Annotated in this window: 7 protein-coding genes; 3 read left to right on the top strand and 4 right to left on the bottom strand. The window is 63.0% G+C overall.

What is annotated here, in order from left to right; genetic code table 11:
• The first annotated feature begins 38 nt into the window (after positions 1-38).
• Positions 39-1067, top strand: coding sequence for a YeiH family protein (locus tag RBH19_RS07770; protein WP_306728265.1), 1029 nt, complete (start codon positions 39-41; stop codon positions 1065-1067).
• Positions 1068-1201: 134 nt separating this feature from the next.
• Here the strand turns inward: RBH19_RS07770 and RBH19_RS07765 are convergent, their stop codons facing one another.
• From RBH19_RS07765 to RBH19_RS07755, 3 genes are read right to left on the bottom strand one after another with little or no spacing between them, the layout of a single operon-like run.
• A complete protein-coding gene (locus RBH19_RS07765) occupies positions 1202-3616 on the bottom strand; it encodes an FtsX-like permease family protein (RefSeq protein ID WP_306728264.1) in 2415 nt (804 codons plus the stop codon).
• Positions 3617-3642: 26 nt separating this feature from the next.
• Positions 3643-4335 carry an ABC transporter ATP-binding protein gene (locus tag RBH19_RS07760; RefSeq protein ID WP_306728263.1) on the bottom strand — a complete coding sequence of 231 codons (693 nt, stop codon included), beginning with the start codon at positions 4333-4335 and terminating at the stop codon, positions 3643-3645.
• A 22-nt stretch (positions 4336-4357) separates the two neighbouring features.
• Positions 4358-5551 carry an efflux RND transporter periplasmic adaptor subunit gene (locus tag RBH19_RS07755; RefSeq protein WP_306728262.1) on the bottom strand — a complete coding sequence of 398 codons (1194 nt, stop codon included), beginning with the start codon at positions 5549-5551 and terminating at the stop codon, positions 4358-4360.
• Positions 5552-5936: 385 nt separating this feature from the next.
• Between RBH19_RS07755 and RBH19_RS07750 the strand changes: the two genes are divergently transcribed.
• Positions 5937-7220, top strand: coding sequence for an acetyl-CoA C-acetyltransferase (locus tag RBH19_RS07750; protein WP_306728261.1), 1284 nt, complete (start codon positions 5937-5939; stop codon positions 7218-7220).
• Between the two features lie 342 nt (positions 7221-7562).
• Positions 7563-9302 carry an alanine/glycine:cation symporter family protein gene (locus tag RBH19_RS07745; RefSeq protein ID WP_306728260.1) on the top strand — a complete coding sequence of 580 codons (1740 nt, stop codon included), beginning with the start codon at positions 7563-7565 and terminating at the stop codon, positions 9300-9302.
• A gap of 613 nt (positions 9303-9915) precedes the next feature.
• Here RBH19_RS07745 and gyrB read toward each other — a convergent pair.
• Complete coding sequence (gyrB, locus tag RBH19_RS07740; RefSeq protein ID WP_306728259.1) at positions 9916-12333, bottom strand: DNA topoisomerase (ATP-hydrolyzing) subunit B; 2418 nt, start codon at positions 12331-12333, stop codon at positions 9916-9918.
• Positions 12334-12397: the final 64 nt, after the last annotated feature.

Raw genomic sequence — 12397 nt, 5'->3', positions numbered from 1 at the left:
CCAGTGGCCGAGGGGGTCTGGTGTTTCGGGATATTGGAGTGAAAAAACAGGGCCTGCTGTTGGCCACCACGCTGGGGGTTTCAGTCAGTTTGGTGGCCTGGTGGCTGAGCCAGTTTGAAGCCATTGCGACACGGCTGCCGGTCAGTGCCGCCTTGCTGGCCATCCTGCTTGGCCTCGCCCTGGCGCCCTGGGCGGCGCGCCGACCCGGGTTCGGGCCCGGCCTTAAATTCGCCGCCGGGGACCTGCTGAAACTCGGGGTGGTGCTGCTGGGGCTGCGGCTCAGCCTGGCCGAGCTGTGGCAGATCGGGGCTTCGGTCTGGGTGCTGGTACTGCTGGTCATTGTCAGCGGGCTGCTGTTGATGGCCCTGCTCAGCCGCTTGCTGGCTCTGCCGGCGCGGCTTGGCATCCTGCTCGGTGTGGGCACCGCGATCTGCGGCGCCTCGGCCATTGCGGCGACCGCGCCAGGCATCCAGGCGCGCAGCGAAGAAACCGCCTACGCCATTGCCTGCGTGGCCCTGTTCGGCCTGTTGGCCACGCTTGCCTATCCCCTGCTGTTTCACTTCCTGCTCGACGACCCGCGCCTGGTCGGCATGGCCCTGGGCGCTGCCATCCATGACACCGCCCAGGTCACCGGCGCAGCCCTGATGTACGAACAGAGCCAGCAGGCACCGGAGGCCCTGAGCAGCGCCACGGTCACCAAGCTGATGCGCAACCTGGGCATCCTGGCCGTGGTGCCCCTGGCCATCTGGTGGGCCCGGCGGGGGGAGGCTACGAAAGGCGCTGGGCCGGCCTTCCCGCTCTTCATCCTCGGCTTCATCGCCCTGGTCGGCCTGCGTAGCCTGGGTGATGCCCTGTTCGGCGCGGACCAGGCGCACTGGCAGCAGTTCCTGTCCCTGGCCGGCCAGCTCAGCGCCCTGCTCTTCGCCATCGCCCTGGCCGCCATGGGCCTGGGAATCCGTCTGTCTGCCCTCCGCGCCCTGGGACCACGCCCGGCTATCGCCGCCCTGAGTACCGCCGTGCTGGTTGGTGTTGTCGCCATTGCCTGGCTGCAGTTTTTCATGCCCTAGGCAAAGCGCCGCTGTGAATATTCTACGGCTACCGCCGCTCCTCAATGAGCTCGTAGCCAGGCGCGGCCGGCTCGCGCATGGCCATGTGCTGGCGCTCCCTGGCTGGTGGTGTGGGCTGAAAGATTGAGGCGCGCTCAATCGCTGCGCAAGGCCGGCCCCGGATCGCGCCGGGCGGCCTGACGTGCGATGGGATGAATGGCCAGTAACAGCGCCAGGGCGAGCAGCGCTACAGCCACCAACACCGAGGGCAGTGCCAAGGCATCCACCGCGCCCAGGTAATCACTGAGCAAGGCGATGACGATGGTGGCGGCGGGCAGGCCCAGCAGCAGACCGGGCAAGGCCAGGACCAGCCCCGTCGACATGGCACTCCGGTACAGACTGGCGGGTCCGGCGCCCAGCGCGGCATTGAGCGCGAATTCGAATCGATGGGAGTCCATCAGGAAGCGCAGCGTCCCGTAGAAACCCAGGACCGCCATGATCAGCACGATGATGGCGCCCAGGCCGGTGAGCAGGGCCCGGGAACGGTCCTGCGCGAACAGTTCGCGGCGCTGGTCGCTGAGGCTGTTGACCGCCTGCACCTGAAGCGGCACCGAGTAGCTGTTGAGAAAGTCATCGAGTGCCGCTTCCGCCTGTTCCCGACTGACCTGTCCGTCAACCAGAATGTCGGCCATGATGAAGGGGCTGTCCCGGCCGCTCAGGACCATCGGACGCATGGGCTCCCGCGGGTGGCCGAAATGGACGTCCTCCACCACGCCGACGATTTCATGCGGGTCGGCCTCGTTGCTGCTGCCGCCACCCCAGGCACGCCTGTCGCGCTCCACATGTTCACCGATCACATCGCTGCGCCCCCAGAACACCTCGGCCAGGTGTCGGTTCACCAGGACCTCCTGCGGCGCGTCCGCATCGGGATAGCGGCCATGAATCAGGCGGATATCCATCATCTCCATCACATCCCGATCCCAGCCGCTGAAGATACCGGGCACCTGGGTTTCCAGATCCTCCGTGGTGTGGATGGCGTGATAGACAAGATTGCGTCCGCCGGGGCGGGTGGAGGCAAAACCAATCGCCTTGATGTTGCCAGCCGCGGTCAGGCGCGTGCGGATCTCCTCGCGAAAGGCGGCCACCTCTTCGGCATCGGCGTGAAGGGTGGCGAAGTCGGCAGCGGGCCGAAGCTCGATGGCGTGCAGCCCCTCGCTGTCATAGCCGGGATCCAGGGCCAGGCCCGCCATCAGGCTGTGCTGGGCGAAGAGGCCACCGGCGACAATGATCACGGCCAACAGCACTTGGGCGGTGGCAATCATGTGACGGGGGCCGGTGGAACGGCGACGCCCGCGGCTGTACTCCGCCAGGGAGGCCCGGGCCATGCCGAGTGAGGGAACCAGACCGACTGCAAAGGCAAGCAGCAGGGCCAGGGTAAAGGCGAACAGGGGAACCCGCCAGTCCATTCCCTGAGCCAGGAAGCTGCCGCCATCGAACAGCGGCAGACCCCGCAACGCCACGGCCAGCCACAGGGAGAGCAGGACTCCGAGCACGGTACCGAGCATCACCAGCGCGGACGATTCCGTCATCAGCTGGCGGACCAGGCGGGCGCGTGTGGCGCCCAGGCTCAGGCGCAGTGCCATCTCCCGCTGGCGGGCCGGTGCCCGGGCGAGCAGGAAGAGGCCCAGATTGCCTGCTGCTATTAGCGCAACCAGCACGGCGGCGCCGGCCATGAGCTGAAGCTGCTGGCGGGCCGCCCGATAGGCGCCCGGATCCGCCGACAGCTCCGGGGCGACACGAATGGACTGGCCCCTCAGGCGGCCGTGGAGTTCGCTGGGCAGGTCCGCGGCAATGTTGCGCACTTCGACAGCCGCCGCCGCCGGGGACACGCCGCTGGCGAGACGGCCGATGGCCTGCATGGGCAGCTGATGGAAGAATTGCTCAGGCACACTCCAGACCTGGGTGAGCAGCATCTCGCGGGAAATCCATAGATCCTGTGTCCGGCCCCGGATCAGCCCGTCGAAGCCCGGCTCGGTAACGCCGATGATCCGCCAGCTGTTGTCGTGGAACTGCAGCTCCTGGTTGAGAGCCGCGTCGGCCGCGCCGAACAGGGCAAGGGCAAGATCGTGGGAGATCACCGCGAGATGGCCGTCGCTGTCTGTCTCTTCCAGGGGGCGCCCATGCCGGATCCGGACGCCGAGCTTTTCGAAGTAGGCATCCGTGACGCCGCCGGCCGTCACCCGCTCGGGATGTTCCGGTGCTTCCAGCTCAAACTGGGTGAGTTGATAGCCTTCCACTGCTGCCAGGGAAGTGGCCTGTTCGGCAATGTGGTCACTTATACCGGTAGTCAGCAGATCGAAACTGTCGCCTTCACTCAAACCCAGAGCCACCAGCTGGCGCGAATCGTCCACGCCCGGCAGCGTGCGTAAGGCCAGGTCGCTGTAGAGACTGAAGAAGGCGGTGGCAAACGCGATGGCCACGCCCAGGGTGGTGATGGCCAGCGCGGACTGAAACGGCGTGCGGCTGTAGACACGCCAGCTGTGAAGCAGGTCATCCCTGATCCCCAACATTATCCTGTCTCTCCCTTGTCTTGAATTCAGGCGGCGTCGCGTTCGGCGATACGGCCATCCAGCATGGGCAGGCGGTGGGCGGCCTGGGAGGCATAACGCGGGTCATGGGTCACCATGACGATGGTGGCGCCATTGCCATGCAGCTCATCCAGCATCCGCATCACGGCTTCGCCGTTTTCACTGTCCAGATTGCCGGTGGGTTCGTCGGCCAGCAGCAGGGAGGGCCCACCCACCAGGGCGCGGGCGACAGCCACACGCTGCTGTTGGCCACCGGACAACTGGCCCGGGAAATGCCCGGCCCGGTGTTCCATGTTGACGCGCTCGAGTGAGGCCATTACCCGCTCCCGGCGTTCTTTCGCGTACACGCCTTTTCTATAAGTCAGAGGCAGGCCCACGTTATCCGCGACCGTCATTTCCGGTATCAGATTGAAGCTCTGAAAGATAAAGCCGATCTCCTGGTTGCGCAGGCGCGCCCGCTCCTCGGCATCAATCTCGTGGATCGGCACACCGGCCAGCTCATATTCACCGCTGGTGGGTGTATCCAGCAGACCGAGAATCGACAGCAGCGTGGACTTGCCGCAGCCCGATGGCCCTTCCAGGGCGAGGAAATCCCCACGCGCGACATCCAGATCGAGCCCCCCCAGGGCATGAGTTTCCACCTCCTCGGTGGTGTAGACGCGGGTGATGCCCCGCATGCGAATGAGAATGTCCTTGCTCATGCTTCCCTCCCTTCAATGTTGATCAGTTGATCCTGAGGCGCGCGTGATCCTGCCAGCGCGACATGTCTGGCAGCACGACCTGCTCACCCGGGACCAGACCTTCGAGCACCTCGATCTCGGTATTGGATGCCTGGCCGAATCGGACCTCGCGACGGTGCGCCTCACTCCCGGAGACCACAAAGACCACGGCACTGCTGTCCGGGTCCGCCCAGGGCGGACGCGGCATGTAGAGGGTGTCTTCCAGGCGGGCGACCTCTACCCGGGCGTTCACGGTGAGATCGGGGCGTAGATTGCCGGGGCGTTCATTGGGCAGGGTCACGTCCACTTCCACCCGGCGCTCGCGGACGGTGGGATCGATTCGATGAATCCGGCCTTCGAGGGTATGGCCGCCCACCGCGATGCGAACCGGCATCTCCAGCATCAGCTCGCCGGCCCGCCGCTCGGGCACGCGCAAGCGGGCAATCAGCATCTCCGGATTGACGATGCGTGCGACGGCCTCGCCGGCGGTCAGGCGCTGACCTTCTTCCACATTGATTTCCTGCACCACGCCGGCAAAACCGGCCGCAACGGAAAGGGAGTGGACCCGCTCCTCCAGCTGCGCCACTTCGGCCCGGCGCTCGGACAACTGCGCGGCCGTGGCCTCTTCCCGCGCGGTCTGGAGTTCATCAAATCGGTTCAGGCGTGATTGCTCAGCCTGCAGTCGGCGGTGAAGGGCTTCCACTCGCAGGCGGGTACGATGCACTTCCAGTTGCGACACAACCTGTTCCGCCTCGAGTTCTTCCAAGGCCTCGAGCTCCATTCGCTCGCCCAGGTACTCGGATTCCGCATTGGCCACGGTGGCTTCCAGCTGTAGGAATTCGTTGGCGGTTTCCACCCGCTCGCGGGCGGCATCGGCGCGGCTGGCTTCCAGCGCCCAACGGGACCGGGCCAGGTCATCCAGCAACTCGGGGCTGGACATCTCGATCAGGACGGTATCGGTGTCGGCCTCGGCCCCGGGCAGGAGCAGCACCTGCTCCACCACGCCGTCACTGCGGTTGGTCACCGCGCGAATCTCCGGTGCCACCAGCTGTCCGGTGGCCGTCACTTCAGCAAGCAGTTCACCCTGGCTTACACGGCCGGTCCAGATGTCGGCCTCGTTGATGGCGGGGGGCCGATTGAGCAGCCAGACGGCGACGATGACGAGTGCGAGCAGGCCTGTGAGCAGGGATCCCCACAAGGCCTGTCCCCTGCGCTTTCCCCGGCCCGAATTCCTCTTTATGTCCATGCGGCCCCCTTGAAGAACAATCTGTCGATGGCTGATTCCGACGGGACAATAGGCGCTTCACCTCCGACAGGAGGAATAGAGGGGTTTCAATGTACTTGCTGCTGGCATGCAGGATGGCAGTGCAATGACGTCCCTTTGCGCGGAATAGCTTGCTGTTTTCCCCAATCAAACAGAGCGTCCATAGCCTGCCAGCATTTTCCCGCTTTTACGAGACCCGGCAAGACGAGGTGTGGCTAGGACAGAATTCAAACGGTTGTTCGACTCGGTTCTGCGGTTGTGGCATGATGCTCGGCATCAGTAGAGTCAGCCTATCAACCGCTCTCAGGAGGTTTTCGCCATGAGCGAGAGAACCATGCGCCGTGTTGCCATTCTCGGTGGCAATCGCATCCCCTTTTGCCGTGTTGGCACCAATTACGCCTCGGCCAGCAACCAGGACATGGCCACGGCGGCCCTGCAGGGCCTGGTGGAACGCTGTCAGCTCAAGGGCGAAAAACTCGGCGACGTGAGCCTCGGCGCCGTGCTCAAGCACTCCAAGGACTGGAACCTTGCCCGAGAGTCCGTCCTGGGAACGGATCTGCACCCGGACACCCCCGGTTTTGACGTCACCCGTGCCTGCGGCACCAGTCTGGAAGCAGCCAATCTGATTGGCCTCAAGATCGCTGCCGGACAGGTCGAGGCGGGTATTGCGGCCGGAACCGATACCGCCAGCGACGTGCCAGTCACCGTCAATGAGGAGTACCGGCGAATCCTGATGGAAATGCGCTTTGCGCGTTCCGCCGGTCAGCGCATCAAGGCCCTGCTCAAGCTGCGGCCCCGGCACTTCAAGCCGGCCTTTCCGGGTGTGGGTGAGCCGCGCACCGGCAAGGGCATGGGCGAGCATTGCGAGATGATGGCAAAGGAATTCGGTCTCACTCAGAAGGAGCAGGACGAGCTGGCCTACGAGAGCCACCAGAAGGCGGCCAAGGCCTGGCAGGATGGTTTCTACGATGACCTGGTCACGCCGTTCCGAGGCGCCGAGCGAGACAACAATGTGCGTCCGGACAGCTCCCTGGAGAAGATGGCCACCCTGAAGCCCGCCTTCGATCGCAAGTCCGGCAAGGGCACCATCACCGCCGCCAATGCCACGCCGCTGACCGATGGCGCCGCCGCGGTGCTGCTCGGCTCCGAGGAATGGGCCAAGTCCCGGGGCATGGAGCCGATGGCCTACCTGGCGGATGTGGAAGTGGCCGCGGTGGACTTCGTCCAGGGCGAGGGCCTGCTGATGGCCCCGGCGTTTGCTGTCCCCCGCCTGCTGGCGCGCAACAACCTCACGCTGCAGGACTTCGACTACTACGAAATCCACGAGGCCTTCGCGGCCCAGGCCATCTGCACCCTGAAGGCCTGGGAATCTGCCGAGTTCTGCAAGGAGAAGTTCGGCCTGGACAAACCGCTGGGCAGCATCGACCGCAACAAGCTCAACGTGAAGGGCGGCAGCGTTGCCCTCGGCCACCCCTTCGCTGCCACCGGGGCGCGGGTACTGGCCACGGCGGGCAAACTGCTCAAGGAGAAGGGCTCCGGCCGAGTACTCCTGTCCGTGTGCACAGCCGGCGGCATGGGCGTGACCGCCATCGTGGAGCGGTGATGGTGTAACGCGGCAGCATCTGTGTTCTGGAACGGGGCCTTCGGGCCCCGTTTTTTCTGGGTTCTTCGAAAAAAGTCGGGGAGCGCCGGGCGGTTAGGCGGCGTCGGGCTGGTGGGCGCGTCTGGAGGGTGGAAAAGCTTGCGCGGCGTCAACTTTGGGGACGACATTGGTAAAGGGTCTTTTGGGCCGAGAAGCCCGTTGCGTCAAGACAACTTGCGGGCGGCGGCCGTTGCCGCCATCATGTTGCGCTGTCGTTTTTCGGTCAACGCTTACCTGGCCGACCTTTTCCGACGGCGCGAATGCCTGCGTCGACAACTGTGATTGCAGACCTCGGGGGTCTAAATGGATAGCTTCAACCAGACCATGGCAGCCATTGGTGATGTCATCTGGCATCAGAATGTGCTGTTCGTCCTGCTCGCCACGGGTGTGTTGTTCACCATCTGGAGTGGCTTTTCGCAGTATCGTGCATTGACGCACGGTCCGGCCGTACTCACCGGCCGCTACGACAACAAGGACGACAAGGGCGCGATCAGCCATTTCCAGGCGCTCTCCACGGTGCTTTCGGCCACTGTCGGCCTGGGCAACATCGCCGGTGTCGCGCTTGCGGTGGCCCTCGGTGGTCCCGGCGCGGTGTTCTGGATGTGGGTGATCGGCATCGTCGGCATGGCCATCAAGCTGACGGAAGTCACCCTGTCCATGCTGTATCGCAACATGGACGATCCGGACAATCCGCATGGCGGCCCCATGTGGGTCATCTCGCGCGGCCTGGCCGAGGTGAAACCCTCCCTGGGCTGGCTGGGCAAGACCATCGGCGCGATCTTCTGTATCACGCTGCTGGTTTCCACCATCACCGGTGGCAACATGTTCCAGGCCTGGAGCGTGGGTGAGATCACCAATGCCTACTTCGGCGTGCCGACGGTTCTGTCCGGCATCATCCTGGCCGTTGTCGTTGGCATGGTCATCATTGGTGGCGTGAAGCGCATCGGCCAGGTGGCATCGAAACTGGTGCCAATCATGGTCATCATCTACCTCATTTCCGCCTTCATCGTGATTGGCGCCAATTGGCAGGTGGTTCCGGAAACCCTGACGCTGATCGTGGTTTCCGCCTTCAATCCGCAGGAAGCGGCCGGCGCCTTCATCGGTGGCGGCATGGGGATGGCTCTGCTGATCGGTATGCAGCGCGCCCTGTTTTCCTCTGAAGCCGGTCAGGGCTCGGCCCCGATTGCCTATGCGGCTGCCAAGACACGCGAACCGGTCCGCGAGGGCGTCGTCGGTGCCATGGGCCCCTTCATCGACACCATCGTGGTGTGCACCCTGACGGCCATGGTGATTCTGACCACCGGCACGTGGAACCGCGATGCCGAAGGACGTTTCGATACCGTTCCGGAGATCACCCAGATCAGTGCCGAGGAGAACCTCTGGTCGCTGGGCACCACGCCGCTGCCCGAGCGCGACCTGGTTCGCGGTGACTGGAGCGGTAACGAGAATGTCTTCATGGTCGTGCGCGGCAGCACCAACCCCTCCACCGACATGCCCTATCACCGGGTCTACGGTGAGATCTTCGAGGAGAACGGCCAGCTGCATGTGAGCTGGGCCACCGTGACATCGGCCGAGCGGCCAGAACACACCGACATGGGCGTCTATGTCAGCTACCCGGGTGCCACGCTGACGGCACAGGCATTTGACAGCGTCATTCCCGGGCTGGGTATGTGGATGGTGACCATTGCCGTATGGCTGTTCGCCATCTCCACCATGATTGCCTGGAGTTATTACGGCGAACAGGGCGTGATTTTCCTGGCCGGTGAACGGGCGGTGCTGCCGTACAAGTTCGCCTTCTGCGCGCTGATCATCGTGGCGACTCTGGGGCTGATCACGACCGATGAGGAGATCAACAACTTCTCCACCATCGGTACCGGGGTGATGCTCTGGGCCAACATCCCCATCATGCTCTTCTTCGGTCACAAGGCCATGAAGGCGTACAAGGAGTACATCCGTCGCCTGAAGAGCGGGGAGATAAAGCCCTCCGAGAATCCACCGTCCTGGAAGGACGTATTCATTACCGGCAAGGACGTGGATCGCTGATCCAGCCTGTCATTCGACAGACCAAAGGCCGCAGCACCCGCTGCGGCCTTTTTTTGTTTGACGGAAAAGCGGGGAGGAAATTCGGGCATGGCTGCCGGGGCGGGTCTTGGTGGCCCTGACCAGAACACGCCGTGAATACGTCCCTGTAGGCTCGAGGGAAACACCCCTGTTTCCCACGGTTCTGGGCAGGGCCACCAAGACCCTTTCCAGAGCGGTGATTCGTCTCGTCCTGAGGCTCACCCCTCCCTTCGATCGGGGCCTCGCACGGGGTGCGAGTTCAAATGCGTTCCGGACGCATTTGTGTCGTTATTCGTCTCATCCATGAGACTTACCCCTCCCGCTGGTCGGGGCCTCGCGCGGGCGCGAGTTCAAATACGTTCCAGACGCATTTGTGTCGTTGTCGTTGTCGTTGTCGTTGTCGTTGTCGTTGTCGTTGTCGTTGTCGTTGTCGTTGTCGTTGTCGTTGTCGTTGTCGTTGTCGAAAAAAGGATAACCGCAAAACGCTAACTTAAATATAAATTACGTTTCACATATCGTTACATAAATCACCCCAGGCGCAAAAAAAACCGCCCCCAAAGGGGGCGGCTCCCAATCTACTCAAACAACAACTTTCTCAGATATCCAGATTGGCCACGTCCAGGGCGTGCTTCTCGATGAAATCTCGACGGGGCTCCACCTGATCACCCATGAGGGTCGTGAAGATCTCGTCAGCGCCCACCGCATCCTCGATCTGGACCTGCAGCATGCGCCGGTTGTGTTCGTCCATGGTGGTCTCCCAGAGCTGGTTCGGGTTCATTTCACCCAGGCCCTTGTAGCGCTGAATCTGCTGACCGCGCTTGGATTCTTCAAGCAACCATTCAATCGCTTCGGAGAAATCCGTCACGATCTGGCGACGCTCTCCGCGAGCCACGTAGGCACCCGGTTCGAGCAGCCCCTGCATGCGCTCACCAAGCTTGGCAATGGAAAGGTAATCCGCTGATTCAAAGAACTCCGGCTGGATGGTCTTTTCTGAGGTGATGCCGTGATGGGTTCTCAGAACCCGGATGGCGGTCACCGCCCCGGTTTCGGCGTCGTGCGCCAGTTCAATGCGATAACGGCTGCCCTCGGTCTGGCTCTGCACGGCTTCTTCGAGCTTTCCGCGCCAATCTTCCATCCAGCTGGCGTCGTTGAAGCGATCCGATCCGACCGTGGGCAGATAGACCATCCGGCGCAGCACGTTCTCGTCATAGCGGCGGGCCTTGCGGTGGATCATGGCATGGACACCCATGTAGGCGTCGGACAGTTCCGCCAGCGCTTCGGCGCTGATGGCTGGAGCTTCCGGGCTTACATGCAACTCGGCCTTCTCCAGTGCCGTGTGCAGCAGATAGGCATCGAGTTCGGCGTCGTCCTTGAGGTACACCTCCTGCTTGCCGCGCTTGATCTTGTACAGCGGCGGCTGGGCAATGTAGACATGGCCGCGCTCGATCAGCTCCGGCATCTGCCGATAGAAGAAAGTCAGCAGCAGGGTGCGGATATGGGAGCCATCCACATCCGCGTCAGTCATGATGATGATGCGATGGTAGCGAAGCTTGTCGGGGTCGAATTCTTCCTTGCCGATGCCGCAGCCCAGGGCCGTAATCAGGGTGCCGACTTCGACCGAGGACAGCATCTTGTCGAAACGGGCCTTCTCCACGTTAAGAATCTTGCCCTTCAGGGGGAGAATGGCCTGGGTACGGCGGTCACGGCCCTGCTTGGCGGAGCCGCCGGCGGAATCACCCTCGACGATGAAGATTTCTGATTTGGTGGGATCCCGTTCCTGGCAGTCCGCCAGCTTGCCGGGCAGGCCGGCCACATCGAGCGCACCCTTTCGGCGGGTCATCTCGCGAGCCTTGCGTGCAGCCTCCCGCGCCCGGGCGGCATCCACCACCTTGTTGCAGATGGCCTTGGCCTGTTGTGGATACTCCAGCAGAAAGTCATGCAAGGCTTCGTTCAGCAGACCTTCCACCACACCCTTCACCTGCGAGGAGACCAGTTTTTCCTTGGTCTGGGAGGAGAACTTGGGATCTGGCAACTTGACCGAGAGTACAGCGGTCAGACCCTCGCGGGCGTCGTCCCCGGTGGTGGCCACCTTTTCCTTCCTGGCCAGGCCTTCGGATTCGATGTAGGCATTGAGGGTTCGGGTCAGGCCGGCCCGGAAGCCTGCCATATGGGTCCCGCCATCACGCTGCGGGATGGTGTTGGTAAAACAGAAGACATTTTCCTGGAAGGAATCATTCCATTGCATGGCCAGCTCGAGCGTGACGTCATCACGCTCGGCGGTGACGTAGAAAACCGTCTCATGCAGCGGGTTCTTGTTGCGGTTGAGATGCTCGACAAAGGCGCGGATGCCGCCCTGGTATTCGAACACGTCTTCCTTTTCGCTGCGCTCATCCCGGAGGACGATGCGAACACCACTGTTCAGGAAGCTCAACTCACGCAGGCGCTTGGCCAGCAGGTCGTAGTGGAATTCCAGCTCCGTGAAGATATCCGCGCTGGGCTTGAAGCGAATCTCGGTACCGGTGCGCTCAGTCGGGCCCACATCCTTGAGCGGCGACTGCGGTTCACCGTCCCGGTACTCTTGTTCCCAGATTCGGCCTTCCCGCTGAATGCGCAGGGCCAGGTGCTCGGACAGGGCATTGACGACGGAGACCCCCACGCCGTGCAGACCGCCGGAGACCTTGTATGAGTTGTCGTCGAATTTCCCACCCGCATGGAGAACGGTCATGATGACTTCGGCCGCAGCTCGCCCTTCGTCTTCATGCCAATCCACCGGGATGCCGCGCCCGTCATCCCGAACGGTAACGGATTCATCGGCGTGGATTTCGACGACGATCTCGGTGCAGTAGCCCGCCAGGGCTTCGTCGATGGAATTATCGACCACCTCGAAGACCATGTGGTGAAGGCCGGTGCCGTCATCAGTGTCGCCGATGTACATGCCGGGACGCTTGCGTACCGCCTCCAGGCCCTTGAGTACCTTGATGTTACTGGAATCGTATGTCGGCTCACTCGCCATAGGGTCAACCCACTGCCGTGTAAATGGCTCAGTATACCAGTCTCCCGGGCCTGACGGCAGCTCA

Origin of the sequence: Natronospira bacteriovora, assembly GCF_030848495.1 — a bacterium.
Taxonomy (GTDB): Bacteria; Pseudomonadota; Gammaproteobacteria; order Natronospirales; family Natronospiraceae; genus Natronospira; species Natronospira bacteriovora.
This window is presented reverse-complemented; position numbering and strand designations above follow the sequence as displayed.